General features: G+C 61.1%; 26 protein-coding genes and 2 pseudogenes. 6 read left to right on the top strand and 22 right to left on the bottom strand.

Annotated elements, in window-relative coordinates:
* Positions 1–132: 132 nt before the first annotated feature.
* The 12 genes from BH682_RS30345 to BH682_RS30300 form a co-directional block, all read right to left on the bottom strand.
* Positions 133–2,397, bottom strand: a complete 2,265-nt coding sequence (locus BH682_RS30345) for an exonuclease domain-containing protein (protein WP_075835692.1) — start codon at positions 2,395–2,397, stop codon at positions 133–135.
* Between the two features lie 224 nt (positions 2,398–2,621).
* Positions 2,622–2,942 carry a hypothetical protein gene (locus tag BH682_RS30340; RefSeq protein ID WP_075835691.1) on the bottom strand — a complete coding sequence of 107 codons (321 nt, stop codon included), beginning with the start codon at positions 2,940–2,942 and terminating at the stop codon, positions 2,622–2,624.
* Positions 2,943–3,106: 164 nt separating this feature from the next.
* A complete protein-coding gene (locus BH682_RS36045) occupies positions 3,107–3,250 on the bottom strand; it encodes a hypothetical protein (protein WP_156519186.1) in 144 nt (47 codons plus the stop codon).
* A 77-nt stretch (positions 3,251–3,327) separates the two neighbouring features.
* Positions 3,328–3,663 (bottom strand): hypothetical protein, encoded by a 336-nt coding sequence (locus BH682_RS30335; RefSeq protein ID WP_058228517.1) that lies wholly within the window; start codon positions 3,661–3,663, stop codon positions 3,328–3,330.
* Positions 3,660–4,457 (bottom strand): hypothetical protein, encoded by a 798-nt coding sequence (locus tag BH682_RS30330; RefSeq protein ID WP_058228516.1) that lies wholly within the window; start codon positions 4,455–4,457, stop codon positions 3,660–3,662. Before BH682_RS30330 ends, BH682_RS30335 begins: the two co-directional genes overlap by 4 nt.
* A gap of 370 nt (positions 4,458–4,827) precedes the next feature.
* Entirely contained in the window at positions 4,828–5,238 is a 411-nt protein-coding gene (locus BH682_RS30325; protein ID WP_143542520.1) for a hypothetical protein, read from the bottom strand.
* 77 nt (positions 5,239–5,315) lie between these two features.
* Positions 5,316–6,233, bottom strand: a complete 918-nt coding sequence (locus BH682_RS30320; protein WP_058228514.1) for a hypothetical protein — start codon at positions 6,231–6,233, stop codon at positions 5,316–5,318.
* A gap of 24 nt (positions 6,234–6,257) precedes the next feature.
* On the bottom strand, positions 6,258–6,464 hold the full coding sequence (locus BH682_RS30315; protein WP_075835687.1) for a hypothetical protein: 207 nt from the start codon (positions 6,462–6,464) through the stop codon (positions 6,258–6,260).
* A gap of 93 nt (positions 6,465–6,557) precedes the next feature.
* The gene (locus BH682_RS37125; protein ID WP_263284125.1) at positions 6,558–6,689 is read right to left on the bottom strand and encodes a hypothetical protein; all 132 of its coding nucleotides are present in this window, start codon (positions 6,687–6,689) and stop codon (positions 6,558–6,560) included.
* Positions 6,690–6,745: 56 nt separating this feature from the next.
* The gene (locus BH682_RS36475) at positions 6,746–7,378 is read right to left on the bottom strand and encodes a TetR/AcrR family transcriptional regulator (RefSeq protein WP_167349925.1); all 633 of its coding nucleotides are present in this window, start codon (positions 7,376–7,378) and stop codon (positions 6,746–6,748) included.
* 422 nt (positions 7,379–7,800) lie between these two features.
* Entirely contained in the window at positions 7,801–8,319 is a 519-nt protein-coding gene (locus BH682_RS30305; protein WP_075835684.1) for a hypothetical protein, read from the bottom strand.
* Positions 8,320–8,429: 110 nt separating this feature from the next.
* Positions 8,430–8,579, bottom strand: coding sequence for a hypothetical protein (locus BH682_RS30300; RefSeq protein WP_155419141.1), 150 nt, complete (start codon positions 8,577–8,579; stop codon positions 8,430–8,432).
* A gap of 566 nt (positions 8,580–9,145) precedes the next feature.
* Here BH682_RS30300 and BH682_RS30295 point away from each other — a divergent pair.
* A complete protein-coding gene (locus tag BH682_RS30295; protein WP_075835683.1) occupies positions 9,146–13,876 on the top strand; it encodes a methyltransferase domain-containing protein in 4,731 nt (1,576 codons plus the stop codon).
* 153 nt (positions 13,877–14,029) lie between these two features.
* On the opposite strand, the pseudogene BH682_RS30290 reads toward BH682_RS30295, so the two are convergent.
* The 5 genes and pseudogenes from BH682_RS30290 to BH682_RS30270 form a co-directional block, all read right to left on the bottom strand.
* Positions 14,030–14,335: pseudogene (locus BH682_RS30290) on the bottom strand (integrase core domain-containing protein); the annotation flags it as partial.
* A gap of 10 nt (positions 14,336–14,345) precedes the next feature.
* Positions 14,346–15,452, bottom strand: a complete 1,107-nt coding sequence (locus BH682_RS30285; RefSeq protein WP_003945393.1) for an IS110 family transposase — start codon at positions 15,450–15,452, stop codon at positions 14,346–14,348.
* 104 nt (positions 15,453–15,556) lie between these two features.
* Positions 15,557–16,315, bottom strand: coding sequence for a DDE-type integrase/transposase/recombinase (locus tag BH682_RS30280; RefSeq protein ID WP_083954765.1), 759 nt, complete (start codon positions 16,313–16,315; stop codon positions 15,557–15,559).
* Positions 16,312–16,605: a transposase gene (locus tag BH682_RS30275; RefSeq protein ID WP_003945099.1), complete on the bottom strand. Its 294-nt coding sequence runs from the start codon at positions 16,603–16,605 to the stop codon at positions 16,312–16,314. The genes BH682_RS30280 and BH682_RS30275 overlap by 4 nt, the downstream gene beginning before the upstream one ends.
* 185 nt (positions 16,606–16,790) lie before the next feature.
* Positions 16,791–17,261, bottom strand: coding sequence for a hypothetical protein (locus BH682_RS30270; RefSeq protein ID WP_064112278.1), 471 nt, complete (start codon positions 17,259–17,261; stop codon positions 16,791–16,793).
* A gap of 382 nt (positions 17,262–17,643) precedes the next feature.
* Between BH682_RS30270 and BH682_RS30265 the strand changes: the two genes are divergently transcribed.
* Positions 17,644–18,183, top strand: a complete 540-nt coding sequence (locus BH682_RS30265; RefSeq protein ID WP_064112277.1) for a GIY-YIG nuclease family protein — start codon at positions 17,644–17,646, stop codon at positions 18,181–18,183.
* Positions 18,184–18,393: 210 nt separating this feature from the next.
* Here the strand turns inward: BH682_RS30265 and BH682_RS30260 are convergent, their stop codons facing one another.
* From BH682_RS30260 to BH682_RS30245, 3 genes are all read right to left on the bottom strand, one after another.
* On the bottom strand, positions 18,394–19,488 hold the full coding sequence (locus tag BH682_RS30260; protein WP_143542519.1) for a hypothetical protein: 1,095 nt from the start codon (positions 19,486–19,488) through the stop codon (positions 18,394–18,396).
* A 699-nt stretch (positions 19,489–20,187) separates the two neighbouring features.
* Positions 20,188–20,715 carry a hypothetical protein gene (locus tag BH682_RS30250; RefSeq protein WP_075835679.1) on the bottom strand — a complete coding sequence of 176 codons (528 nt, stop codon included), beginning with the start codon at positions 20,713–20,715 and terminating at the stop codon, positions 20,188–20,190.
* A 100-nt stretch (positions 20,716–20,815) separates the two neighbouring features.
* Positions 20,816–21,850: a hypothetical protein gene (locus BH682_RS30245; protein ID WP_143542518.1), complete on the bottom strand. Its 1,035-nt coding sequence runs from the start codon at positions 21,848–21,850 to the stop codon at positions 20,816–20,818.
* An 86-nt stretch (positions 21,851–21,936) separates the two neighbouring features.
* On the opposite strand from BH682_RS30245, the gene BH682_RS30240 reads away from it, so the two are divergent.
* Entirely contained in the window at positions 21,937–22,611 is a 675-nt protein-coding gene (locus BH682_RS30240; protein ID WP_125053072.1) for a hypothetical protein, read from the top strand.
* A 194-nt stretch (positions 22,612–22,805) separates the two neighbouring features.
* Here BH682_RS30240 and BH682_RS30235 read toward each other — a convergent pair whose 3' ends face one another.
* Both BH682_RS30235 and BH682_RS37370 read right to left on the bottom strand, forming a co-directional pair.
* On the bottom strand, positions 22,806–23,060 hold the full coding sequence (locus BH682_RS30235) for a hypothetical protein (RefSeq protein ID WP_058228433.1): 255 nt from the start codon (positions 23,058–23,060) through the stop codon (positions 22,806–22,808).
* Positions 23,061–23,352: 292 nt separating this feature from the next.
* On the bottom strand, positions 23,353–24,957 hold the full coding sequence (locus BH682_RS37370) for a zinc-ribbon domain-containing protein (protein WP_167349921.1): 1,605 nt from the start codon (positions 24,955–24,957) through the stop codon (positions 23,353–23,355).
* A 256-nt stretch (positions 24,958–25,213) separates the two neighbouring features.
* Here BH682_RS37370 and BH682_RS36825 point away from each other — a divergent pair.
* The 3 genes and pseudogenes from BH682_RS36825 to BH682_RS36470 all read left to right on the top strand — a co-directional run.
* A pseudogene (locus BH682_RS36825) lies at positions 25,214–25,333 on the top strand (DUF2510 domain-containing protein); the annotation flags it as partial.
* A gap of 306 nt (positions 25,334–25,639) precedes the next feature.
* Positions 25,640–26,056 (top strand): hypothetical protein, encoded by a 417-nt coding sequence (locus BH682_RS36820; RefSeq protein WP_223304386.1) that lies wholly within the window; start codon positions 25,640–25,642, stop codon positions 26,054–26,056.
* Positions 26,057–26,144: 88 nt separating this feature from the next.
* On the top strand, positions 26,145–26,447 hold the full coding sequence (locus BH682_RS36470; RefSeq protein ID WP_075835671.1) for a pentapeptide repeat-containing protein: 303 nt from the start codon (positions 26,145–26,147) through the stop codon (positions 26,445–26,447).
* The last annotated feature ends 5 nt before the right edge of the window (positions 26,448–26,452 follow it).

Genomic DNA, 26,452 nt, shown 5'->3' with positions numbered 1-26,452 from the left:
GCGGCGTCTGTGCATGGACAGCGCTGGTTCCGGAGGCTGCGCGGACAACCTCTGGATCGGTACGCCTGCAATCCGCCCGTGTTCGCATCCGGACTCCGCCGCTCAGGCATCCGTCAGCGAGGAATGCACTCGTCAGAGAAGCATGCCCTCCAGGGGAGGTGTCAGGCCCGGGATCACCTCGGGATGAGCGTGACGAGCACTGATCAGATCTACGACTCGTTGGTCGAGGAGTAGGCCTGGATCCAGATGACGCTTTGCCCGCGTCAAGCCCACATACGCCAGCATCTGCTCATCTCTTAGATCGTCGAGGTCGAGAGGGAACGGAGCATCGTCCGGCTCGAGCTCCCATTCGTGGCTGATTCGCACTCGATCGAATTCCAGGCCCTTAGCTTTGTGACAGGTAGCCGAAACCAGTTCGGCCCTATCTGGTCTCACTGTCGATGCCATCGCTGCTCGCACCTCGTCGACGCCGTATGTGTCGACCAATTCGACCAGGGTTTTAAGTTCCCCCTCCCCTGGCGCGTTCTCTACGTAGTCCTGCAGATCTGCCCATGTCGTGAATGCGGCCAGATCCGCGTCTTTGGGTGATTGCCCGGCCTTCAGCAGTTCAGCGGATTCGCAGAACCGGGTAGCTGCGGCGGCGTCACCGATCAGTGCAGTCGTCTTCCCTGCCTGCTGGGCTGCGATCACTTCGGTCAGCGCAGCACCATTGGTCCGGCACAACACTGCATCGACAGGATCGGAGATCGAGATCAGCCGCGATTCCACGTTCTCGTTGCCGATGACCTGCAAGGTTGTGCCGAGTTTCCTGAGGTAGAAGTTCGCGGTGTCTGCGACCGCTGGCCCGAACCGCCATGACTTCGTCAGCGACAAATATGTGGCGCCGGCGACGTTCGACATACTGTTAATGGCGCCGGTGAAGCCGTAGATAGCTTGGTTCTCGTCACCCACACGTATCCGCTGCATATGAACTTGATCGCGAATAATGCTGTCGATCAACGGATTCGCATCCTGTGCTTCATCCAACATCAGGTAGTCACCTTGCCGACCCACGATGGGGTGGGTATCTGCCCACAGCTTCAACATGTGGGTCGGTGTGAATTTGATGGTCCAGTTGTGGGGGTCGCGAATCGCAGCCCACGCGCGGCGGGCAATCGGGAGAACATGGCCGACCAGTTCGTCCCGCTGCGCGCTGCCGACGTCGATTCCCCTCTGCTCGGGGACGTGCTGTGGTCCGATCTGTTCGTCCATTGTTTTGCAGAACTCGTCGACTGTTGCGAGCGCCAACCTTGTCACCGGATACTGCGCGAGTACCCGCGGGCCATCGCCGCCTGCAGAGAAGAAGATTTTGTGTGAATTGATCGCCTCCGCCATCTCTCGGAACTTCGATCGCCCGCCATCGAGCTTCGCCAGGAGTGGACCGTGCGCGGTGTTCCGCAAGTGACGGAGCGCGAACGCGTGTGCAGTCGATGTCTGCACTTGTTCAGGAAAGTGTGCTTTCGCTTCGGTAGCCACGGAACGGTTGAACGCGAGGTACAGACCGTGGCGTCCCGGATTTCTGGCTGCTTCGATCCGTGCGATCCCTTTCAGGGTTGACGTCTTTCCTGTGCCGGCGAGGGCGCAAATGACGAGGTCTGCGCCGGTGTCGAATCCGTCGAGGATTCGAGCTTGTTCCTCGGTGGGATCGAATCCGCCCATGGCAGACCTGACTGTGTGGGTGTCGAGAACCGGGTGCTCCGCCATCACGATGGGGCCGGTGATCGGTGCCGACTGTCTGGCGGCTTTCGGCGTGACTTCGCCCAGCGGGACGAGGTCACCTGCGTCGCATCGTTCGATCATCGCGGCCATCAAGAGGCCACATGCGTGCGCATCATCAGCTGCGCGATGGCTGTTCATTCCCGGCAGTTCGAGTAGATCCAGCAGCGTGGCGAGCTTGTGGTTCGGCGCGATCACCATCGCCCGGGCTGCCGCGAGTGTGCAGATACCTTGCCACTGCGGTCGAGGCAGTTCCAAGCGAGCGTATTCGGCTGTGAGGAAACGATTCTCGAACGAAAGGCTGTGCGCGACGACTCCGCTGCGTCCCACGAACTCGGCGAGGTCCGCGAACACCTCCTCCGATGAAGGAGCCGACCACACCATGTTCGGGGTGATTCCGTGTATCCGCTGCGCGTGGGGATTCAGCGGAACATCGTATCCAGGGTTGATCAACGATTCGAATCTGTCGATCACTTCTCCCCGGTGGTTCATCTTCACCGCGGCCACTTCGATAACCCGGCCGTCGTCCGAGACTCCGGTGGTCTCAACGTCGATCGCAACGAATGGCGTCCGCGTGAGGATTCCCGGCTTCCCAGTCTCCGTTTTGCGGACCATACGTTGCGTGATAATCAGATCGGTCATGGCGTCCCTTGCAGATGTGGTGATCTCCGATGGGGGACAACTTATTTGCAGCTACTGACATGTGCGTCACCGGCTCCCGGCAGGCTCCCACAGAACCGGACACGATCTTGTAGGAAGGCACTGCACGAAGGGGCAGCTAGGGCTCCAGGACAGCTCGACTGCGAATCTCCTAGACGCCTCGCTAGACCAGGATTTCTCCGCCCAGATGCTCCGGACCGGCCGGATCACACCACGATCGACCATTCCGCCAGTCGCATCACAAGTGTTGCAGCAATTCCCGTAGCGGTCAGAACTTCGAGCACCCCGGCCCAGTCCGTCCAGTCGCTGGGTAGTCGCCCGCGGATTGCGATGACGAGCACTGCAAGTGCCGATACCAACACCGCGGTAGCGACGCCGAATAGGGAGCTGCCGGCGTGCACACCAACTGCCATCCCAACTCCGACAGCAGCGAAGGCAATTAGCCCGACAGCCCGCCCGTACGGCCCCGTCTCGGAAGTGGCGGGCACTCCCGTGGCAGGTTCCACGCTGTCGCGCGCATTCTCCACAGTTCGATCTCCTTGCTGTCGCGTCTCTCTGGCCTTTTCAAACTGAGCGTCGCAATGGCCAGAGATCCGTGCGGCAACCTCCGAAGAGGGAAAGAGACAGCCGGCGGGTGTGGCAGGACGGATTGAGAACGCAAAACATGGCGGCGAGCTCGGGTTCAGTAGCACTACCTAGATCGAGGGCTCATGCGTCGATGCACCTTCGCATACAACGCAAGTGCAGTTTCCATGTATTCGTAAGCTGCGATGATGCGGGGGTCGTCGGGATCTTCGCCGTCAGCGATGAGCAGTGCGCGGTCGTCTTCGTTCATAGCCTGTTGGACGCATCCGGAGCCGTCCTGGTTCCCTCACGGCCTGCGGTAAAACCCTCCCGTGAGCTTCCCCGTACTCAGCGGTGATCGACAGGAAGGCTGATGGCGTCTTCGGTAACGCACAGGTCGAGAGTAACGGTGTTCTGATGGTTTCCACTGGTAGCAGCCACTTTTACCACGGCAATCCAGATCGAGGTCGTCGTGCGCAGCCAAGCGAACTGGGTGCCGGCCATGATTCCGTCGATATGGATGGCGGTGGCTTTCACATGTAGCGGTATCCGGTCAGCACGTGGCGTATGGCGGGCAAGACCGAGGGCAATGTCCATGTCCACGAGCACTTTCCGTGGTGGTGTGAGCCAATGGATGTTGGGGTGCTCCGGCCAGGCGTCGACCCATCCATGGGTGTCGATCACAGTGCCTCGAGCAGTCGAGTATCGCTGGCATTGTTCTTCGGGGCGCCATCGAGCGCCTTCCATGTCAGGTTGCCTGTTCCGTCGCGGACTTCCATACGCTGTGTGCGGCGTTGAAATCCCTTGCCGGCAGCCGCGACGTCGAACTGGACGGCGTTTATTCGACCACGCCCGCCTTCGACTCCTCCGTAGCCTGTGACAGTGGCTTCGATACGCAGGTCCACACCTGGCCAGTTCCCTTGCGTGACAAGAAGTACAGAACCTTTCGAGCGCGCACGGGCAACTACCGCGCGCGCCCTGGTCGGAGGAACCGCTGCGCCGGCCAGCCCGAGGACAACTAAATCCATCCCGTCGAGCAGGATCGCTGCCACGTCTATTGCCGCAGATCCCGGAGTAGGGATCAGAGCGCAGCGGGCGAGGTCGGCTCCCATTTCGGTGGCCGCGAGGAGTCCGAGCTTCGGCAGGCCGATGATCGCGGCGTGCTTACCGCTGCCGGTGACGGAGGCGAGCAGGCTGAGTAGCACCGACGACGCTCCGTCCACCGAGACGACAGAACCGCGTGCGAGTCCGCCCCTCGGGAGCAGGTCGGCGAGCGCCGGAGGAACCTCGAGGACACTCGTTGCGGATTCGGTGATCGTCTCGGGACGTGTCTCGAACCGCGCTTCGCTGTGTTCGGTGGGTACGGCCGGGGCAGCGGCCCCGTCGGTACGTGCGGGGATCGACGCCATACGTCGACGCAATGCCTCGATACGGTCACCGGGAGCCAGTGCCGCGAGAGTGCTCGGATCGGCGGTCATAGGTGCTGACCTCCTCCGTCATCGCCTTACCGCCCACACTCTAGTCGAACGTATATTCGAAATCCAGTGCAGCTACGTCGACGCTTACCCTCCGAGATGGGGCTCGAGTGTTTCGATCCGGCGCAGCAGGGAAGTCGTACAGGGCGGGAAGCGGCGAAGTACTGAAGGGGTATCTGCGCCCGCACCGCGCACAAGGGCCCACCAACCGGCTGTGTACTCGCCGGGGGGTGGGCCCCATTTTTCGCTCTGCATGACGGGCGGGAAGTTCGACCAACGCAGTCGGTTGATGCGGACTTCAGTGTTGGTCACCTATATGAGAGCGCGCAGACGATAGTCTGAACTACGTTGTGGCACTGCCGATCATCAGTCCTCATGGGCGGGATGAGCGCGGTGGCGGTCGTCGAGCATCTTCTGGCCAGTCCGCGAGCAGGCGGGCAAATGAACGATCCGTTCGCTCGGTCATCCGCGCGTACAGTTCCGTCAGGCCGACGCGTCCGGCCGCTGCCCTGATCCGACTGAAATCGTGATCGTTGACGAACTCACCGATCTCGTCAAATAATGCGAAGTCGAAGTCGAGGAAAACATTGGCACGGCGACGCAATTCTGCCAGCTCGTCTTCGGTGGCGAATTCGCTGATCTGATTCGACAGCGGCGAGGCCGAGTGGTCCATGACGACTCCTCTCGGCACGGGTTCGCCCGGTGAAAGCCCGAAATCGGCAAGCGTTTGCGTCATGGGTACGAATTCGTACGGCGGATCAGCGTGTGAGCTGTTTTTAGTCATGAGTGCGATGCTCCGATCATGAGAAGGCAATGCCCCAGGATGCTGATGCATTCGAATTGTCCACTTCCGCTTCATTTTCAGATCTTTTCGATCTTCGGCAGCTCGTCGTACGCATCGAGTTGCCCGGTGGCGATATCGACGACGTTGTCGAGGACCGGTTCGATGTTCTCGAGTGCGGTTCGGGCGGTGGTGAGTTTCCCGACCTGTTCACGGGTGCGGCGTGTACTGCATTCGCGTTCCTTCGTCAGGGCGGCTCGACGTGCGGGTTCGGAAAGTTCGCGGTCGAAACTGTCGACGCGCTCTGCGATGTCCGTCAGGCGTTGTGCGCCTTCCCTCAAATTTTCGGTGCATGCGAGGACGGCAGCTTCGGCCGCGTCGATTTGCCCCCGGAAGTCGGGTACCGACGCCCCGGCCGCCTCGTCGTACACGGCGCGCAGTTCCGCATCGAGGTGCACTCCGGCTTTGAACTGCTGCGCGAGGTTCCACAGGGCCGCGTCGACGTCGATACCGGTGAGCCACCCCTCCCGGACAGCTGCGGAGCGCCGGATCGTCTCTGCCGCATCGAGTGCGCGCCCGAGGGGCTCCGCCAGTCGTTTAGGCGCGTTGAGGATCTCTCCGGCGGTGACGATGTCGGCGCGTTCAGCCCTCTTCTTGGCTGCGCCGCCTAGTCCGTAACCAGCGAGGGAAAGGCCGAGCCCCCCGAAAACCCCCCACCCACCTGCCAGTACCAGCCATGGGGTGGGTTCGTTGTTCGTCTCCTCCACAGCGGGGAAGAGAAGTTCGATCGGGTTCGCACCAGCGGCCAGAAAACCGAGGGGGAGGGCGAGAATTCCGAGTATGGTCAGGACCGTCCCGATGACGAGCAGGGTCAGTCCGAGGGCATTGGCCACGTGGATCCATCGGTACCGACTGCCGGGACGAGCTATCACCACAGTCGCCGCGATCTCCCCAGCTGGGCGTGCCGCGAGTTCTTCGTGTTTCTTCGGTGATGTCATTTCCGCTGAGGTCTCCTTGTCGTCCTATATCGCGAGTCGCTCGATCTGAGCCACAATTTGTGGTGTCACCTGCGGATACAGCTCCTGTTCGAGGACCGCTGCCACTGCTGTCGTCGTCGCTGCTCCCTTCATCTGAGCTAGGTCCAGGTCGGTGGGTGTCTTACCAGGGTTCGATTGGCTCCATTGCTTGTTCAGCTGATGCTCCAGTGATTCGGTTGCGGTGTCAGTCAACCGCTGGAGTCATTCCGATTCCCTGCCCATCGCGAGGACTTCGTCGCTGGCGTTCGTGTCCATGGCGAGCCACTGACTCAGAACGCGCCATGTTTAGTCGAAGATCGTCTCGTCGATCTGGCCTTCGTAGAAGGTCTCGTCGTCCTCGGATTCTTCATTCAGCGGTGCCATCTCTGCTCCCCTCCACTGCCTCCGCGAAAACTCTCTCACGCAAGACGGTGTCATGCTGGGCTCCGCCCATTGCCGTTCTACTTTGCCCCCTCTTGATTGCGGTGGGTATCTCAGCGCGCTACTACGAGGCTCAAATGGGCAGTGAGCAGGTCATCAATACGGGTGGGAAGATCGACGTCCTCTCGCATGATGGGGGCGGCATTGACTATTCCGACGAATCCAGCGCACACGTTCCAAGCCAGGTGGTGCGCGTGTGCGGTGTCTCCGATAGTTCCGTCTGCGATGCCTTCGTCGACAACGTCACCGGCGGTATCGACCCACTGCCGATAAGCCTGATGCGCACCCTCGATTCCGGCTTCGAGGGTCAGTTTCATGCCGGCACGCAGTTGCAGATCACTCTCGACGCCGCGCGAGAGATCGAGGAACACCCTTCTTAGCTTCTCTGCAGGGGGTTCTGCGGCGGTGCAAGCGCCGGAGAATGCGGTCTCGACGGCACTCGACCAGCCGTGAACAAGCTGCTGGGCAATGGCCTCTTTGGATGGAAAGTGATAGAAGAGAGCACCTTTGGAGAGATCTTTGCTCGTGATCACGTCCTTGATGCTGGCAGCGCTGTATCCCCTCGCGTCAAAGATCGCGGCCGATGCGTCGAGAATCGCGTGCCGGGTGGTGAGCGCCCGCTGCTGCATGTGACGTGGGGAGCCACCGGAGGGTCGGTTGATGGTGGGCCGAATCGAATCGTTCATCGTGGCAGGTCCGTTCTTGTGACTGTTCGTCCCTGGTTTTAGCGCACTGTCAGGGGCACCTTGTGGGTAGAGGTTTACTCGTTCGTTCTCGTTGCTTGCTGCGGCGGTCGCATAGGAGGGCGATGGGCGTCGAGGACACGTTCCGCGTCGGTATCGCGCAGTACCGCCCCTGCTGTCATCGTCTTGACCTCCGGTTTCAAAGCTGTGTGTTCGGGCCCACTGTTGCTGCCAATGTTGCAGTGTGCGGCACCAGTGACTTGGCGAACAGCAACATAACAAGGCCATTTCGGTGGACAGTAACTGATTGCTTGCCCGATACAGGGCTGCGGTCAGCGGATGATCCGGACAGCAATCCCGCGACCACCAGGCTGGACTGAGCCGGCCAGTGCCCACCCGAAACATGTGGTGGGCACTGGGCGCTCTCAGAATTCGATAGACGCGGCCACGACTGTGTAGAACTCCTGACCGCCATTGTCGAAGTACCGGGAAAGCACTTCATCGATGTCCGCTGGGATCGGCCCATCACGCTCACCCCACCAACAGGCGGCGAACTCTGCTGCGGCGGCCTTCGCTGACTGCTCGTCAAAGTGCACAGTGACGTTCGACCCGTGCTTGTGCTCGATGACCAGCACATACAGTTCCGTGATCTGATGGGAATTCAAGTCGTCGTCTTCGACGAGTGGATCCGCGAATGCGGGCGCGTCGCAGTCCGCCGGGTAAAGCCGCCATGGCCCCTCCCCTGTCGGGTGGGGAAGCTCTGTGCTGTCCGATGATTCGTCGTCCCGCCACAGACCGAACACTGCCGACACTAGGCACGCGAGGTCTCCGTCGTCGTAGGCGGTATTTGTACCGGCGTCACGGGCGCGAAACAGGTGCAAGGCTTTCGCGCGGTCCGCTGCGGTGATCCTCGAGCATGTGTCGGTGACGGTATTCGATCCCATATCGATCGTCCTCTCAAACGTTCTGTCGGGGGAGAAACTCTGTATGCGAAAAATGGCAAGGGCCGGAGAGTTCCCAGGAGGGTCTCTCTCCGGCCCGGATGACGTTCGGATCAGCGCGCGAGCGCAATTCGCGCATCGCGGCGTTCCCGGCGGGAAGCCTTCGCCTTGAGCGCCTTACGTTCTCCTGCCTTCCAGTTTCGAGAACGGCGGGTCTTCGCGAATGCGTCGACCTCGTCGCCGCCCACAGTCTTACGCTTCATTTCGATCTCCTTCGCAGTCGGTGTGTTCTTCACCTACTGTCGTCGAAGCCATAACGCAGTGCGGCACAACAGGCCTTGTGAGCACGCGAAACATCCTGTCGCAACGGCAATCTGACCAGGACAGGATCGACACTGCAGAAATGACACGGCGGGGTATACCCCACCTCTCAATACCGTCCCGCTATGCCACAAGCCAGGGCCGATCGTTGATGACTGTGAGAATCACGACCCATCGGACAGGAGCTACGAAACGTGCGCCCGGCAACGATCGTTTCCCACCCTTGCCTGCTCTGTTCCTTCCGGGCGGGTCTCGAAGCTCGAGATTTCAAGCGATCACGCTGGTTCTGATGCGTGGTCACAGAGGGACTGAAATGCACGTTGATACCGGCGATTACAGCGCAGCCGTATTGCACAGCTCAGCAATACTAGAAAACAGCCTTTTAACTGCACTTATCCTGCTGTGCCGCACTCATTTTCGATGCCCCGGATTGTGAGTTCTGCTCGATGGCCTGCCGGTACACACACCACACCTGGCAGGTCTCCACCAGATCTCGGAGGCAAAATTCATGGGAAAAACTCGCGACATCGTCGCCGACGCTATAGCCGCGCTGGAACTGCAGCGCGACCTCGTCGACGGCTTTCCACTCACCGGCGACCAACGCTCCACATTGCAGGCATGGCCCGGGTGGGGTTCGCTGGCATCGGCATTCGCCCCGGAACCTTCCGGGAAGTGGCTTCATCTGGCCGACCAGCTCGATTCACTGCTCACCCCTCCCGCACGCGCTGCTGCTGCCGACGTTGTCGACACGGCCTATTACACGCCCCCAGAGGTGGGACAACGTCTTTGGCAGATCCTTACCGCTGCAGGTTTCACGGGCGGCCGGGTGCTTGATCTCGGCTGCGGACACGGCGCGCTCATTTCGGCTGCCCCGGACGGACTGCCTATCGACGTTACCGGCGTAGAAGTAGACCCCACGTCCGCGCGTATCGCTTCACTGCTGCACTCGCGTGCCACGATTCACACTGGCCGTTTGCAGTCACGATCGTTGCGCGACAACTACTTCGATGCAGTCGTGGCGAACGTCCCGTTCTCGTCCGTCAATGTTCACGACTCAGTGCACCGGATCAACTTGCCGTTGCACAGCTACTTTCTCATGCGCGCGGTCCGAGCGGTTCGCCCTGGCGGCTACGTCGTGGCAATTACCTCGCGGTTCGTGATGGACTCCGGCACCACCGGCAGTGAACTGGCTCGTCATGCCGACCTCGTAGCGGCAGTACGGCTGCCCTCGGGCACCTTCCCTGGAACCGATGTTGTGGCTGACGTGCTGGTATTGCAGGTCCGCGCGCCCGGCCAGAAGGCTTCGGGCTGGATTGACACGGTCAATTTCTCGCGGAATCCCGGTTACCGACTGGGAGCAACTGTCGATGAACGCGACGTCGTCGACACCCCGTTGGGTGAGGGCCAAAACGCTACAGCGGTACGCGTGAATCGGTATTGGGCATTGCATCCGCTTCATGTGGCAGGTGAGATGCGCGTAACCGGCAACCGATACAACGGTTTAGCGGTCGTCACTGACGCCCCCGGCCCAGCGGTAGATGCGGCGATCACCTCTGTCTGCAGCGCGCTACCTGCAATGACCGCTGCTCCTATCGCCGATGACGGGCTTTCGGATGTAATCCTGGTAGACGCGCAAGGTCGCAAAGAGCGTTCGTTTCACGTCGTAGACGGGCAGATCTTCACTGTGACCGATGGTGCTCTTGTCCAGGTACAACGGCCGGCGCGGGAGTTGTTCGATCTGATCTCGCTTCGAGATGCGGCCATTAACTTGATGGACCTCGAGTCCGATCCGGACTTGCCCGACGAAACGATCGCTCCCGCTCGCGCACATGCTCTGGACCTGTACAGGCTGTACGTCGCAGCGTGGGGCGCGTTGAATCGGTGCACTGTGCGTGAGGGGAAACCTGATCCGGAAACTGGAGTCCCCGCAGTGTCGGTGCGTCGTCCATCGATGGGCGGGTTCCGCCGCGACCCGGACTACCCGCTGGTCTTGGCGCTGGAAAAGTACGACCCCGACACTTCGACAGCTGAGCCGGCAGCAGTACTGCTAGGGCGGGTCAACAAGCGACCGGTGCGGGTTGAGCGTGTCGACACTGCGGCCGAAGCGCTGGCCGTCACTCTCGGTGAGGTAGGCCGCCTGGACTTGTCGCGAGTAGCTGAGTTGTTGGGGCTCTCGAGCCTGCAATCTGCAGCGGCGGCGCTCGGAGATCTGGTCTACTCGGATCCACAGAACGGCGGGCGATGGACCCCGGCACGCGACTATCTGTCGGGCAATGTTCGGAGCAAGTTAGACGCAGCACGGCGCGCTGCGAAGCTCGATCCCGCTTACCTCCGCAATGTGGCAGCCCTTGAGGAATCGATGCCCACGCAACTCGGAATGCATGACGTACGAGTGAGTTTGGGGGCTCCTTGGCTAACGGCGGACGATATCGGGGCGTTCCTCACCGAAGAACTCGGCACCACGTATACGGGGGCGATTCACCATTCGCCGTCAATCGCGTATTGGGAGTTGTCGTCGTCCCTTCGATGCTCGCCTGATGCGTCGGTCCTCTACGGCACCGAAGACATGTCCCCGATCGAACTTCTCCAATGCGGGCTCAACGGCAAACGCCCTGTCGTCTACATAGACCTTCTCGACGACGGGGTCTACCGACGCGTACGTAGCCCGCAGAGGACCGCTGCTGCGGCCGACCGACTGCAAGCCCTCCACGAACGATTTAGCGTGTGGATCTTCGAGGACGAAGCACGCCGCGAACGGGTTCTGGCGGCCTACAACTTGCGGTTCAGTTCCCATGTCACTCGTCGCCCCGACGGGTCACACCTGACTGTTCCTGGAATTTCTGCTGGGCTCACCCTGTGGCCTCATCAACTCGACGCAGTCGACATGGTGCTCTCCCGTCCCCGTGCACTGATTGCACACGCCGTCGGCGCCGGAAAGACCTTGGAGATGGTGTGCTCAGCGATCATGCTGCGACGCTTCGGTTTAGCGAACAAACCCTGCATTGCTGTCCCCAAAAATATCTTGGAGCAGATAGGCCGGGAGGCGCAGCAGGCCGCGCCGGCCGCGAGGCTTCTCATCGCTACAGAGGAAGATCTCGCGCGCGATTCTCGCCGGTTGTTCGCGGCACGCTGCGCTACCGGCGATTGGGATGCCGTGATCATGACCCACGAGGCGTTCTCCACGCTCGGGGTCGACCCGGAGTCCGAAGCGGAGTGGATCGAAACCCAGAAAGCCACCGTCCGCGAGCACATGAACAACGAACCCGAATTCGGTAGGGGCGCACGTCAAACGGCCAACGCCGTAAGGTCATTGGAAGAACAGCTCGACCGGCTCCGCTCGAATGTGACTGATCCCGATCAAATCACGCTCGAACAACTCGGAATCGACTACATCCTGATTGACGAGGCCGACAAGTTCATCCGGATACCGGTTGCCACCCGCGCCGACGGATTCTCGCTCGGCTCGTCCAAACGCGCTACTGACATGTTGCTCAAAGTGGAGACTTTGGCGGCCCGGTACCCGAATCGACCGGTGGCGTCGATGTTCACCGGAACCCCGTTTCGCAACACTCTCGCTGAAATCTACTGCTGGGCACGGTTTATGATTCCCGACCGTCTCGACCAGATCGGTTTGGCCCATTTCGACGCGTTCGCTCACACGTTCATCCGGTGGGAGACTCGAATCGAGGTTGCACCCGACGGGTCGGGCTTCCGGACTCATACCCGCCCGTCCACAATCCAGAACCTGCCCGAACTCCGCGGCCTGCTAAACGAGTTCGCCGACCTTCTTCCCACCGAAGCGCTCGGGCAGAAGCGCCCGGCCCGCAACGATCACACCGTTGTCGTCGATCCTGGCCCGCAGATCCTCGACTACGTTGCTGGGCTGGTGTGCCGGGCCGAGAACCTGCAGAACACCAACAGCCGAATCCGCGGCTCAGACAACATGCTCACCGTGTGCGGAGACGGCCGCAAGGTTGCTTTGGATCCCAATCTTGTAGGCATCGAGATCGCGTCACCGAAACTGCTCGCCGCCGCTGAGACCATCGCTGCGACCTACCGTCGAGGCCTCGACCGCACGTTCAACAACACCACTCCTGGTGTCCTGCAATTGGCGCTCTGCGACCTGGGCACCCCCAAACCAGACGATGCGTCCACCTATGGCAGGCTCCGGCAACTGGTGGTCGAACTCGGGGTCCCGGCCAACCGCGTGCGTTTCGCACACGAGGCTACGACACCGAAATCCCGGGAAGCTCTACACGCCGCCTGCCGTGACGGGTCAGTATCCGTGTTGCTCGGGTCGACGCCGAAAATCGGTATCGGAACGAACATTCAAACCCGTCTGTCTACCGTTCATCTGATCGCGCCGCCCTGGCGCCCGTCCGATGTCGAACAGGGCGAAGGTCGCGCGTTCCGGCCAGGGAACCTATGCGAGTCCGTAGACGTGTTCACCTACGTCACCGAACGCACCTTCGATGCCTACTCGTGGGAAGTGTTGCATCGTAAGTCTCGTGCCTTCGCACACTTGTACTCCACCGATTCGACGATCCGGGAGGTCGACGACATCGGAGATACAACATTGGCGTACGCCGAGATCAAAGCTGCGGCTTCGGGGAACGTATTGCTACTCGAAGAAGCCGAGATCAAATCTACGGTGCGTACGTTGCGCCTTCGGCGGGCGACGCATCTACAGAATGTGCGCCGCGCCGTCCAGCAAGCCGACCAGTGCGCAGCAGCGGCCGAACGTCTGCGGCGTCGTGTCACCGCGCTCGATGAACTGTACAAAGACCTCGACGACCGGCCAATCATGTTCGGCCGGTTGGTCGACGACATCGGGTACTTAATCACCCGACCACATCGAAGCGCATCTGTCGGCCCGCTGACTGTGGAAACGGAAACGTCCGAAGGCCAGATCATCGGCTTCACGATCCGGCATGACTACACGACACTGGCGGACGTCCCGGTCTCCCGATCTCAGCTCCGACGGGGCGCAGCCCGCATCGCACCAGCAGTAGCAGAGACGTTGCACCGTCTCACCGCCCCAGAGCGAACCGAATCCGCTCGGTTGCAACAGTCGATCGAACGGCTACGAGCGGAAGAGGACGCTGCTCGCAACGCTGCGACCTCGCTCCTGTTCCCTGACGAGCAGACGCTCGTCGCCGCCGAAGCCCGCCTAGCTGCGATCGGTGCGGAGATCGCCGACGCCCTCGACAGCGACCGCCAGCACAGTCAGGCGGCCTGACCGACGCGGGGCAGGTGTGGACCCCTTCGCCTTGCCGCACCTGCCCCGAATCCCACACCAGCGAACCGGCCCTCACAGATCAGGTGTGGGGGCCGGTTCGCTGGTGCCGGCGGCAGCAAATGGGTCTGCTGCACGATCAGGTGACAGGTTGAGTCACGCAGCCTGAGTGGCTGGTGTGGTCATGATGGTCTCGTATTCTATGGGGGTCAATCGGCCGAGCCCGACTTGGCGGCGTCGGCGGTGGTAGGTCCTTTCGATCCAGGTGACGATCGCGATCCTGAGATCGTCACGGGTGCGCCAGGGGCGGCGGTCCAGGACGTTCTTTTGCAGTAGAGAGAAGAAGCTCTCCATGGCGGCATTGTCGCCGGCCGCAGCGACGCGGCCCATCGAGCCGACCATGTGATGGCGGCTCAGAGCACGGACGAATTTTTTTGATTGAAATTGCGATCCTCTGATGCTCTCCTGAGAGTCAAGCTGCTTTTCGATGGTGTCGGGTGTTCGGGGTGATTGTCTGCGGTCCAGGGTTGAGGAGGTAGTAGACCTCGCGAGCCAGGTAGCGCTTCAGGCACCGGATAGTTTCCAGTTTCGAGTGGCCTTCGCTGGTTTTCTTCTCTACGTAGGCCTGGGTTTTCGGGTCGAGTCGAATGCGGCCGATGACGGCCAGATGCAAGGCTCGGTTGGCTTGGCGGTCACCGCCGCGATTGAGGCGGTGGCGTTGGGTCATGCCAGAAGATGCGGGTAGCGGTGCAACACCGCATAGCATCGCGAACGCGGCTTCGGATTTCATTCGATCGGAATTATCGCCGGCGGTGACAAGCATTTGTCCGGCGACTTCGATACCGATTCCGACGCGCTCGAGTAGTTGAGGTGCGAGGGCTTTCACGATTGGGTTGATCAGTTCGTCGAGATCGGCGATCTCGTCGGTTAATTCGAGATAGCGGCGAGCCAGGGACTTCATCGACACCCGGTAGGCGGTCACGGGATCAGTAGCGTTCGCGACATCCGGTCGCCAGGCGGCGAGGAGGCGGATCAGTTGCATCCGCGTCAGATCGCGGACCTGAGCGCGCAGCTCGTCGGGAGCGGAGATGATCGTCATCCGCAGCAGTTGCAGCGCACTGCGCCGCTCTCGTACCGAATGGGCTCGGGTCACCCTCAACACCCGAAGTGACTCGACGGCACCGTCTTTCGATTTCGGGGTGGTGGTGCGCCGGTTGGTCTTGGCTGCGCGGGCCGCGTTGATGGCGTCGAGGTCGTCGTCTTTGCCCTTACGGCGACGGTCCGAGCGATCGGGGCGGTCCACCTCGAGTACCGTCACGCCGGCTTTCGCGAGGTGGCGGGTCAGCCCAGCTCCGTAGGAGCCAGTGCCCTCAATACCGATCCGGATCAGATTGCCGTACTCGCCGATCCAGGTCAGCATGGTTCGATACCCGTTTCGGGTGGTCGGAAAACTGCGAGTTCCGAGGACGTTGTCGTCGGTATCGATCACCGCGGCGACGTGCAGTTCTTTGTGGGTATCGACTCCGGCGAACACTCGCCGGTCTTGATCGAGATCGGCTTTGTCAGGCATCCTTGTCATGTCGCTTTCCTCTCCGTTGACCGATGAGCAAGGCGGCGCCGCGCATCGACCGAACCGGCGGACAAGACAGTGATGAGCACCTGGTGGTGCAGGCTCTCCTCAGGTCACCCCGACGGTGAGGCGTAGCGCCTCACCGGGGGTTCCCAGGAACCGACAAATCCAAGGAAAGACACACGATCGTCGATCGGAGTGAGGGTCAGGAACACTGGGAACTCCCGGCACCAGCATTCTCTCGTCTCCATGCGGTAACGGTCAGGAAATCCGAAAACACCGGCACGAACAGTCTCACTGTCGGTGTGGACCACGCAGCCTGCGACGAAATCTCGGCGGGCGACGGCGTTGTCGAGCGCATCGACCGCGAGCCGGGACTTCATCCGATCGCTGATGGAGTAGCCAACGATCCGGTTGGAGAATACGTCTTTGAACGCGCACAGGTAGAGCTTGCCTTCGCTCGTCCAATGCTCTGTGATGTCGCCCAGCCACAGCTGATTCGCAGCATCGGCGGTGAAGTTGCGTTGGACGTGGTCGTCGTGGACCGCAGGCCCCGGGCGCTTGGCTTTTCCGCGTTTCTTGCCGAACACACTCCACCAGCCGTTGTTCGAGCAGATCCGCCACGCTGTGCGCTCGGCCATCACCTGGCCGGCGTCGCGAGCCTCGTAGAACAGGAACCGGTAGCCGAACTCCGGGTCGTCCTTATGGGCCCTGAACAGAGCGTTCGCCCGGTAGGCCTCCGCGAGGTCGGCATCGGTCACCGGGTCAGCCAGCCACCGGTAGTAGGGCTGGCGAGCGATCTCGAGTACCCGGCACGTCACCGTGACGGGAATGCCGTCCTCGGCCAGCTCACGAACGAGCGGGTACATCATTTTCCCGGCAGGTTCGCCTGGGAAAGATAGGCGGCAGCACGGCGCAAGACTTCGTTCTCCTGCTCGAGCAACCGGATTCGCTTGCGCAGTTCCCGGTTCTCGACCACGTCCTCACCGGTAGTTCCTGATTTGATTCCGTCCTCGATATCGGCCACTTTCAGCCAACCCGTCAGGCAGGATTCACTGATCCCGAAGTCGGCGGCGATCTGCTTCAACAGCATTCCGGGCTCGCGACTGCGGGCAACCCGAACAACGTCCTCACGGAACTCTCGGGGATAGGGCTTCGGCATGGTGCACATCCTTCCAGCGGCACCTCTCGGCACCACAGATCAGATGTCACCTATCCGTGCAGCAGACCCAAGAGCCTGACAGGTCCACAGACAACTTCCCCACAGCGCGGCCGGACAGCCACGACCACAAATGACCCTGGCGACTTACGAGAAACCTCTCGTAAGTCGCCAGCGGTATCTGCCTCTCAGGCGGCGTACACAACACGTCCAGACTCTCGGCCAACCAAGCCGCCGTCCAGAACCCACCGGACGAACAGCGGCTCGCTCGAATCGAAGTTGGCGTACTCCACCTCGCCGGTCACCCCCAACTCCGCGACAACAGAGAGCGCCGTTTCGGCCGCTACGGCGTCCCAGGGATGACCAGCATCGCGCAGCGCACCTCCACCGCCGAACCGGATGTGCAACGTCGACACCGTGCCGTCTACCCGAAAGTGCTCGCACTGCTCTGCCAGGGCGCTCGTACGGAACAATCCAGCCAACATGCCAGCGAGCCGCGCATCAGGACTGACGTCAGAGAACTCACCCCGTGTCTCCGCACCACATGACGCCAGCGAAGCAATCGTTGCCGCCACTGTTGCATCCAACCCACCATCGTCGTCACTTCGATCAGCGACGACGAATGCTCCACGGAAGCAACGACTTTGTCCTTCACCCATTGTGTCCCTCGATTCTGTCTGCGAAATCCGATACGCCAATGGTCACCAGGGACGACTGCGGGTGCGGCACGCCGACCTCATTCTCCGCTCGAACCGAGAGCCCGGACAGGACACACACCCAACGGATCCGATTTCCAACACGCGCTGGCCCACCGAGACCCCGTAGCTCTCTACCCGGTCACCGCACTGACGCGCACCCACCACCGCTCTCGCGCTTCGGGTCCAGTTCACGGACAGCGTCCGCCCGGTGCGCGATGCCTTCATCACTTTGCATGCACCGTGCCGACGAGGCTGACAGCTCGCTCCACACGACCCTGCCCTCATCGGCGACAGTTCCTGTTTGTCGCGCTGAGTGTCTGCGTGGCGAGGCAGACTGCTCGCTATGCCAACCCCGCATCCCACGGCGCCGCACGATGCAGCCGATACCATCACCGCGCTCAGTAGCTCTAGTCGCGCGCTCGAGGACCTATCCATGGTGCCCGCGGCACCGGGCCTTTACGCGTGGTGGGCGGCGCCGGAGGTGTTCTCTCAGTTCCCGGGGCCCACACACCCGACCAACGCCGGGATACGGCTGCTCTACATCGGTCTCGCCACGAACCTGCGCCGGCGGATTATCAGTAATCATCTGCGCCGCAGCGGATCATCCACCCTCCGCCGCACCCTCGCCGGGTTGCTCCTCGATACCGAGCACTACCGGACCCGACGCACTGATCGCGTCGTCCTCGTCGACGAGGACGAGATTCGACTGACTGCCTGGATGCACACCCATCTACGATTGACCTGGTGCCAGCACCCCTCACCGGCCGCGGTCGAAGCCACCGTGATTGAGCAGTGGTCACCACCGCTCAATGTTGCTCATGCCAGCGGACCTGCCCGTGCCGTGATAGAGGCCGCACGCGCGGCCTACTCCGCCAGTGTCTGACTCGCCCGGACACGACAATGCGCCCAGCCCGCTATCGAATGTGGACAGATCGCCTTCCGCCTCAACAGGCCGCATCGGCCTCCCTGCCACCGTCGAGGGGTGCAACCTGAGCAGTTCCCATCACCGAAAAATTTTGATCTCTTCGAGACAGCTCCATTCCTCCCACACACACTGCATTTCAGGTGTTCGAGGGGTGCGGTCATGACGGAGTCAGAGCCCGTCGGTCAGGCTGAGTCCTGTGCTGAGTAACGGATTGTTGATGACATTCGTGCGCAAGTACTCGATCTGCGCGGTTAGGTTGGCGCGCAGCGCCGTGAGTTCATCGGACATTCGCGTGGTCTCGGAAGTAGCCATCTCATTTAGCGTGATCTGGGTGTATGCCTCCTGGAGGCCTGCCTCCTGCTGCTCGAGCTGATCAAGTGCCTGCATCTGTTTGATCAGTCGATCCAACGGGGCGAGCTCGTTACGGTATGCGAGCAGTGCGGCGACTCTGCGCACCAAACTCGCTCGCATTTCACTGATCAACCCAGCATTGCGCTTGACCGCCTGCAGAAGACGTTCCGCGTCGGGTCCATCTCCACCGAGGATGTCCCGGTCTACAGCGTTCGCACGCATTTGCTTGCCGAGTATCGCAGCGCTGCTAACGATTTCGTACAGTTCTCGATCTAGGTCAAGCCGAATTCGGTGCTCGTCGAGAAGTCTCGATTTCCATGCTGCACTCTTGCCGATGTCAGCAATGACATGATCCGCAAGGTACGCAATCTTCTGCGCGTCCCCGCAGTCCTCTCCGTTACCGACTGCTTCGAATCCTGTTCGCCTGTGGGCCTTGCGAAGCTGCGCACGCTCTTCGCGTGTCACACGGAGCGGCTGCCGTACTGCACGTACAGCAGCCACACCCCCCACCAGCGCGAATCCAGCTGGAATGGCGAACGGAATCGCCAGCCCATAGATGTTCGAATCCTCAGTGGTGGCGAGCACTCCGATTACTGCCAGCCCAAGAAGCACAAAAGCAATCGCGGCCATCCCCAACATGACGAATGCAGTTTCCTGACCGGAGCCCGGAGGCAAGTCGTAGTAGCCATCGAGCCCGGCCTGTCGGCGTGCGTCTCGCTTTCGTGCGAGCTCCGGTGTGATCGAGTTCGAGTCGAACTGTTCCAGCTCCGCAAGTCGCATATTGGCTGCCGGGTCGTATTCAGTGATGTCAGTGAGAAGATCCTCGACCTCGGCCGGGGAAACCACAGCGTCGTTCACCGCGCCGGCCGGGAGGAAACGCGGTGACGGGTCGTTCGATGGTGTCGTGCTCATCAAGAACATCTCCATTCTGCTGTGTAGTGATGAATCCTAGTGTTCAGTGCCGACGGGGCAGCTACGCATTGGTGTCAGGCGGACACTGGGAGGCTGGCCGAATCATGTTGAAAGACAGTGTGAGCGATCCTGCATCGCCACCCGTCCCGCACCAGTTGCATCGGCATTACGCAGCACTCGGGGACCATGGCAGCCGGAATGTGGGGCGACGTCGGCGCCGGCCGATGTCGGTGCTCCCAAGGCAGCACACCGAGTCCCGAAGGAAAACGTGCTGAAAGATCGGAGTACAGCGCGATTCGGTCATGCTTGAGCAGGTAGACGAGCAGCTCGCTGATTGTCGTCACCCCTGGAATCGGGGACGTCCCCCCGACGCTGCGGCCATCGGTGTCCAGCCACACGAAGTCCGTACCGGAGAGGTTCCAATGTCGAACCATATCCATCCCACAGTCCTCACACGCTGTCGTCATCGCTGCCGCCAGCATTGGGAGCGGGAAGTTGGGTGAGCAGGGGGTCGACGTCATTTCAGCTGCCTCTCGATGATGGGAATCGAACTCAGCCAACGATGAGCGAGACCCGTTTCAGGCGCGGCACACTCGATCACCGATCCGGACTATCTCAGCCCAACCCACGTCGCGACAATCCGGACAGCCCTCGTTTCCCAGACTGAGGTGGAACCCCCGAAAGAAGGTTCCCGGACGATCAGCCCCAGCAGACAGCGCGCTCCGATTTCAACGCCCACTCCGCCACCTCACGAAGCGAATCGAGCGCGGACTCGGTGTACCCGGCGCGTCGACCGCCTTCAATCCACCGAGGAGTGCCAGCCATCTCGTACGACGGCACGCCCTCGTCGGAAGGCGCGATCGCTTGCGCCACCATGACCCGGCCTAGAAAGTCCTCTGCCGGGCATTCTCCGCTCGATTCGACCGCGTCGCCAAAGTTCCCCGACGCAAAACCCAACAACTCCAGCAGGCGCACAGCATTGTGGTTCGAGAAGTTCGCAGACGGTTCCTCGCCGCTGTCGGCAGTCTCGATCTCGAGCTGAGGGCCCCAGATGCGGGCTTCCTCCGGATCAGTGCACCCCGGCAACAATGCGCCAGTGCGCTGCATGTCCTCCAAAGCCGCTATCGCAGAATCGTAGTCACCGATGCGTTCGCTGCGGCCACCCATCTGATCGGTCAGGCGGTATCCAACGATCTCGCTCATCTCGGGTGCAAAGGTGATTGACATGGTGGCCTCGTTTCTCGCTCGGGGAAAATGACTCCCTCACGATCTCCAATCCACTCGACAGATGCGGCACCCCAACGGGTTCGACCGAACTTCAACGGCGTCAGCGACACTCGGATCCCGGCGCGGCCAACACAACGATGTCCTTCCCGATCCCGGACTGTTGGCCGTACCACTGCGGAGCCGTCAACTGGTGCGCCGTCAGCAGTCCGGCAGTCACCGCATCCCACACCGCTTGCGTGAGCCTCACCATGAACTGCCCGTCGGTGTCGTCGTAAACGGTCGATGGATCCCACCGTACGAACCCCGGTGCTGCGACGTCCCTAGCAGCGTCCTGCAGCCTGCCTCGCGCGATCATAGTCGGCAGCACACCGGAATTCGGCAATGTGCAAGCCCATTCGTTGGTCCACACCATCTCGGGCATTGCAGTCTCGCCGACATTGTCACGGACGGCGGCCGCTACCTGCCTGTCGATGTCAGTACCGTCCTCGCCGCCGATGTCGCCGGTGACAATCCAGTCCGCAATCCGCACAACCGGCCTGCCGGCGGTGTCGTCGAGATTCCATGAGAGCGCGCGAATCGGGTCAGGACGCGGTGTTGCTTGTAGATAGGACAGGCTTTCCGTCAGGTTCGCTCCCACACTGCCCTCCCCCTCGCCGCGACGGCATTCGACGCTTCGAGGCAGCACGATGTGCCCCTTTGCCGTCGGCACGCACCGGAGGTCTGACAAGCCCTGCCGGTAGGTACGCGTGTGAGCGAGCGTAGCCAATGACTCCACGACTTCCGGTGTGACGAGGTAGATGGTCGAGTACCGCAACGACTGTGCGCGGGTCCGCAAAACTTTCCGCATCAGTTGCGCCGGGCCGCTGAGCTCGTCGTCAGCGTCGATGCCTACGTCGTCGACGCTCAGTCCGTAGAAGTACTGGATCCACTGCCGGAGCATGTCGGCGTTGGGCTCAGAGATGTTCTGCGTTGTGGTCCACCAGCTGTATGCGTTTTGTTGTTCGACGAACAACCGCATGACCGCGGCCATGTCCGTGCGCATCCACGCCGTCGCCGCGTCGAGTCTGCTTACCGCCAAAGCTGCCTCGCGTGAGCACTCCCAGGGTCGATCAGTATCGGTTGAGGTAGCAGTCATGATCGTGCACCTTTCTTGGGCAGTGAAGTGTTCTCGTGAAATCTATGGGCAGGAACACCCGAAACGCGTAGTCCATGATCGTGCCCATGGATACGACGAACTGGCACGCCACACAAACGACTCTGCTGTGTGAAATCTTGCAAGACCGCAACATCGTCGTTCGGCGCGATGTCGTCGAGGCCTTCGTATCCAACATGCTCACGTTGGTCGCCGAAACTGCCGGTATCAGTGAACATGCGGCCAGCGAAACAATCACGGAAGCGGCAGCGGAGCGATGGGCGGACAGCCTCGCTCCGACGATCCTGGCGATGGAAAATCCTTGCGACGGTACAGCTTCTGGGGTGGTGTTGGTCTCTGCGCACACTCTCGCGCAAACCGCCGCAACGCTCATCGAGTTGGTACGCGCGGCCGCCTCGGTCGAGGAGTTCATAGAGTTGGTCAGCCTGGGGATGGCCGACTACGGCGGCGATCTCGCAACGCTTCGGGGAACGGCTCTCGACGCCCGTCAGCGGGTCCAGGAATTGTCGCTGGAACTCGCTCGCCATCTGGTCACTCAGCCGCCGATGGAGATGCTGCAAATCCCGGTCCGAACTCATGCACTGCTGTGTGATCTGCTCGATCAGCTGTCCCAGTCCGAGCTGCTGCCGATCGCCGAGAACAACGGCCACGGCACCTATCACCACACCGTTGACGGTGAGTACACGCTCGGTGACGTTGTGGCGGCGACGTTGCATGACTTGGATGTGGCGTCGACGTACTGAACGCAGGCCGGAACTCTCGGCGATTCCGACCTCAGTGTGCCTCCTAACACGAGGACCTGATTCGGTAGGAGTTGTTGCAGTAGGCACTTTGCTGATTCGAGCTTCCCCGGCGATTTCCCCTTGCAACGATTGCGTTCTGCGTCGATGTTCACCTGTGCGTGATGTGCCTCGAACGCACAGGCCGCTGGTGCTTCTCACAGCTCGTTTTCGCGGCCAGCTGATGCTCCCCGAAGCGCGCTGATCGCCGGCCCGATACCCGCCAGAACCAGCCCGATAGTGCCGCAGATCAATCCCCATATCCACGGACTCAGCGACGACAACGGCGATGCGGCGGATCCGTCGCCCTTGGTTGACGTGAGCGCAGTCGAGACGAAGGTTCCCAGGAGGAACATGACGATCGCGTATGACCCCACCATTTTGAGTTTGAAGTACTTCCGATGTGGATTCATGCGCGTCTCTTCTCAGTCTTGGGGCGTTTCGGCGCCGGCCAGGTCGGTAGCGCCTCTCGCGGAGTCGCATTCGCGTACTGCAGCTGTGCACTGCCGTTGAATGAGATGACGATATTCCTGGCGGTTCCGGTGTTGCGGCACGTTGAACCGGGCGTGCGCGCTTTCTACGTGTTTGACTACACAGTCTCTCGTCGTCTCCGTCGCAAGCAGGTGTCAGCCGCGAGAGCTGCCGGATGATCGCCACTCACCGTTCACTTGTCGGTTCTGACGGCGCGGCGTTTCGATGAGGAATTCATCTACCTTGCAGGAGGGTCCGTTCATGCTGAATTCGCAGAATGCACTCGAATGTCGTCAGCTCGTCCGCGGAGATGGTCTCTGACCACCCGCCAGTCTGCGCCATCTCGGACGGACCCAGCCACACAGGAAGGTTGAGATCACTTCGCCACCAACGCTTGATTGCCCGCTCAACAATTGCAGCATCTGACCCGCGCGAGAAGAGCTCAAGGTGGATGACCTGCCACCCGCTCAGCTGAAACTTGTCAAGGCGATTGGTCCCCACGCTCGTGATCCCGACCTTGTGGGCACCGAGCACGGCATGACTGAGGAAGTACAGGTATCCCGGCCTTCCCGGATTGAATCCTCCCTTCTCGGAGCACTCGGGACAGTCTTGACCATGGGTTCTGTTGTTCACTGTCGAGAGCCACTCGTGGCCCCGCGCGCATCTGAACCAGGCTTTTCGATTCGAGAACACCGCGGTGTTCTCAGGTGTCGCACTACCGTTACGAGTGGGATGCCAGCTTGCCGCGACCGTCGGGCTTCGGGAGGCCAGATCGTTGATCCCTGCCAAGACGGTCTGTCCCGCGCACGCCGGGCAACCGGCCCCGGATGCTCTGCTCGCGATCCGCGCTTCCCACTCGTGTTCAGCCTCGCACCTCCACCACGCCTTCGTCCCGTTCATCAACGTCACCATCTCGGGTGTCCTGGCTCCGTTGAGCCGCGGATGCCATTCAGCGGCCAACATCGGGTTTCTCGCTGCGAGGTCGTTGAAGCCCGCCAGAATGCGTTGGCCCGAGCAGAACGGACAGCCATTTCCAGCCGATCGCTCACTTGCGCTGGCCTGCCACTCATGGCCGAGGAGATCCCTCCACCAGAATCGTTTCGCCGTACTCCGAAACACATTCGCCGGGGACAAGGGTGCGTTGAGCGTCGGGTGCCACTCGGCTGCGAGCGCGGGATCGGTGGTACCCAGATCGTTGAAGCCCGCCAACACTTTTTGGCCGGCACAGACGGGGCAACCTTGGCCGTTTGACGTCCGGTTGTTGACGGTCGACTGCCATTGGTGCCCAAGCCCGCACTGCCACCACACTTTACGGTTCGATTGCGCCGCTATCGAGGTCGGCCGGAGATCGTGGTTGCGGTCGAGATGCCATTGGGCCGCAACGACAGGGTTTTCGGTTGCGAGATCGTTGAAGCCGGGCAGAACCGCATTGTTCGAGCAGTACGGACAGCCTGTTCCGTTCGCACGATTGTTCACCCGTGCCTGCCACTCATGACCCAACTCATCTCTCCACCAGACGGACTTTTCCGACCCCGCCGTCAGGGTGTCTGGGGTCAGCTCACCATTTTTGGTGGGGTGCCATTCACGAGCAAGGTGGGCGTGGGTGTGGGCTACGTCGTTGAACCCAGCCAAGATTCGTCGACCCGCGCAGTAGGGGCAACCACTCCCGCGGCTCGTGCGGTGATTAGGGGTGTCTTCCCATTCGTGTTGATGAGCGCACATCCACCAAACTTTTACGCTGGATCCGAGAGTCACCAGGTCGGGGGTGCGGCTGCCGTTCTTTGTCGGATGCCATTGCGCGCTGAGGTCTGGGTGGGACCGCGACAAGGGTGACTTCATCGGACCATCTTCTACCGCCCACTTCGAGAGTTCCAGCATCCGTCGGCCGAAACACCCAGGGCATAGTGATTGTTGCGGCGGCCGCCAGGATCTCGAATTCTCTTACATTGACCACACATATTGACACTCGGTATTCAATTTTTTACGCGCCGCTGGTCATCGTATTTCTGAGGTATCCGTTAGCGCCTTTTCCTGTGAGTTTGTCAACATACTCAATAGGCACGGCTTTCGTAAAATGAACAATTAGCATCTACCGGTGCCTGAAAACTCCCACGGACCATCCAGTCCGCAGCCTGGATGGTATCCAGTACCTCAATCGCCGTCTCTTCGTTGGTGGGACGGTCAGAACTGGACCGATCAGTGGGCCCCGCCACCAGCGACACCGTCGAACACCTCCGCATCTGTAGGTTTTCCGGCAACGCAGTCGCCACCGCCTCTCCAAAACAAGTCACCTCGACCAACTGATTTTCAGCATCTGTGGAACACCGAGCAACCTGCACCAAACAGCATCACAAGTACGTCGGCGACGAGGCTGGCCGAGGCGCCGAAACGGACCCGCGGACGGTTGGTCATAGAGCTGGTGGCCCTCGGGTTCCTGTTGCTCTTTACCACTGCGACTGTGTTCGGCATTTATCGTCTCCTCGGTTTCACGGACCGCGGGACGATAGTCGGGAATTTCGTCGTGGCCCCGGCCCTTACTGCTGCACTTGGATATTTCCTATTCGTACGTTCTCGGCAATACGCCGAGAACGACTCCCGCGGCCCAAGTGAGGGCGCTCGCTTGCACCGGAAGACCATGCTGGCCGGAGGCTCGATCGTACTGGTGGCAGCGATGATCCTTGCCGGATTCATGACGCAGCAATCGAGTACTCCGACACTGTCCGGTTCGGAGCTGCAGACAATGATGCGTGAACAGCTTGGCCCGGCAGCTACATCAGGTGCGCTGACCGGCACGATCGCGTGCCCGACGAGTCGCTCCTACAGCGATGGAGATGTCGCTAGATGCACGATGGACATGCAGTCCGGATCGCAGGTCGTTCTCGTTGCAACGATCTACCGCACAGACAACAAGTGGCGGATCAACCTCGACGTCGGATAACCCCCGCAGGAAAGTTCGGGAACCCAGCCGGAACATATTAAGGTGGTGCAACTTTCGAAGAATTCGAAAGTTGCACGTCATCCGCTGCATGTACGAGACCGACAGGATTCGGCCGTTGTGGAAACAAGCAGGCACCTCCGGCGCGAATGCCTCTGATGTCAACCTTTACAACGCAAGCATGTACGGCACGAACCTGACCGGAGTGGACTTTTCTGGCGCCTACATGCGGCACGCGAACCTCGCGCATTCGGGCCTGAGCGGTGCGATCCTGATCGGCGCTGATCTGTTCGAAGCGGACCTGACGGGGGGCGAACCTCGACAATGTCTGCTGGGACGATTCGACCCGGTGGCCGACCGATTTCGGCGCGATCCATCTCCACGCTCATGCTGAACCAG

It is taken from the genome of Rhodococcus sp. YL-1 (assembly GCF_001942025.1).
GTDB classification, from domain to species: domain Bacteria; phylum Actinomycetota; class Actinomycetes; order Mycobacteriales; family Mycobacteriaceae; genus Rhodococcus_F; species Rhodococcus_F qingshengii.
The sequence above is the reverse complement of the archived record's forward strand: the minus strand, read 5'-3'. Positions and strand labels throughout refer to the sequence as shown.

What these genes read in the sequence shown, in the direction of transcription:
- BH682_RS30345 (WP_075835692.1), bottom strand. Translation starts at nt 2,397, where the DNA reads ATGACCGATCTGATTATCACGCAACGTATGGTCCGCAAAACGGAGACT.
- BH682_RS36045 (WP_156519186.1), bottom strand. Translation starts at nt 3,250, where the DNA reads ATGAACGAAGACGACCGCGCACTGCTCATCGCTGACGGCGAAGATCCC.
- BH682_RS30330 (WP_058228516.1), bottom strand. Translation starts at nt 4,457, where the DNA reads ATGACCGCCGATCCGAGCACTCTCGCGGCACTGGCTCCCGGTGACCGT.
- BH682_RS30325 (WP_143542520.1), bottom strand. Translation starts at nt 5,238, where the DNA reads ATGACTAAAAACAGCTCACACGCTGATCCGCCGTACGAATTCGTACCC.
- BH682_RS30320 (WP_058228514.1), bottom strand. Translation starts at nt 6,233, where the DNA reads ATGACATCACCGAAGAAACACGAAGAACTCGCGGCACGCCCAGCTGGG.
- BH682_RS37125 (WP_263284125.1), bottom strand. Translation starts at nt 6,689, where the DNA reads ATGACACCGTCTTGCGTGAGAGAGTTTTCGCGGAGGCAGTGGAGGGGA.
- BH682_RS36475 (WP_167349925.1), bottom strand. Translation starts at nt 7,378, where the DNA reads ATGAACGATTCGATTCGGCCCACCATCAACCGACCCTCCGGTGGCTCC.
- BH682_RS30305 (WP_075835684.1), bottom strand. Translation starts at nt 8,319, where the DNA reads ATGGGATCGAATACCGTCACCGACACATGCTCGAGGATCACCGCAGCG.
- BH682_RS30300 (WP_155419141.1), bottom strand. Translation starts at nt 8,579, where the DNA reads ATGAAGCGTAAGACTGTGGGCGGCGACGAGGTCGACGCATTCGCGAAG.
- BH682_RS30295 (WP_075835683.1), top strand. Translation starts at nt 9,146, where the DNA reads ATGGGAAAAACTCGCGACATCGTCGCCGACGCTATAGCCGCGCTGGAA.
- BH682_RS30285 (WP_003945393.1), bottom strand. Translation starts at nt 15,452, where the DNA reads ATGACAAGGATGCCTGACAAAGCCGATCTCGATCAAGACCGGCGAGTG.
- BH682_RS30280 (WP_083954765.1), bottom strand. Translation starts at nt 16,315, where the DNA reads ATGATGTACCCGCTCGTTCGTGAGCTGGCCGAGGACGGCATTCCCGTC.
- BH682_RS30275 (WP_003945099.1), bottom strand. Translation starts at nt 16,605, where the DNA reads ATGCCGAAGCCCTATCCCCGAGAGTTCCGTGAGGACGTTGTTCGGGTT.
- BH682_RS30270 (WP_064112278.1), bottom strand. Translation starts at nt 17,261, where the DNA reads ATGGGTGAAGGACAAAGTCGTTGCTTCCGTGGAGCATTCGTCGTCGCT.
- BH682_RS30265 (WP_064112277.1), top strand. Translation starts at nt 17,644, where the DNA reads ATGCCAACCCCGCATCCCACGGCGCCGCACGATGCAGCCGATACCATC.
- BH682_RS30260 (WP_143542519.1), bottom strand. Translation starts at nt 19,488, where the DNA reads ATGAGCACGACACCATCGAACGACCCGTCACCGCGTTTCCTCCCGGCC.
- BH682_RS30250 (WP_075835679.1), bottom strand. Translation starts at nt 20,715, where the DNA reads ATGTCAATCACCTTTGCACCCGAGATGAGCGAGATCGTTGGATACCGC.
- BH682_RS30245 (WP_143542518.1), bottom strand. Translation starts at nt 21,850, where the DNA reads ATGACTGCTACCTCAACCGATACTGATCGACCCTGGGAGTGCTCACGC.
- BH682_RS30240 (WP_125053072.1), top strand. Translation starts at nt 21,937, where the DNA reads ATGGATACGACGAACTGGCACGCCACACAAACGACTCTGCTGTGTGAA.
- BH682_RS30235 (WP_058228433.1), bottom strand. Translation starts at nt 23,060, where the DNA reads ATGAATCCACATCGGAAGTACTTCAAACTCAAAATGGTGGGGTCATAC.
- BH682_RS37370 (WP_167349921.1), bottom strand. Translation starts at nt 24,957, where the DNA reads ATGAAGTCACCCTTGTCGCGGTCCCACCCAGACCTCAGCGCGCAATGG.
- BH682_RS36470 (WP_075835671.1), top strand. Translation starts at nt 26,145, where the DNA reads ATGTACGAGACCGACAGGATTCGGCCGTTGTGGAAACAAGCAGGCACC.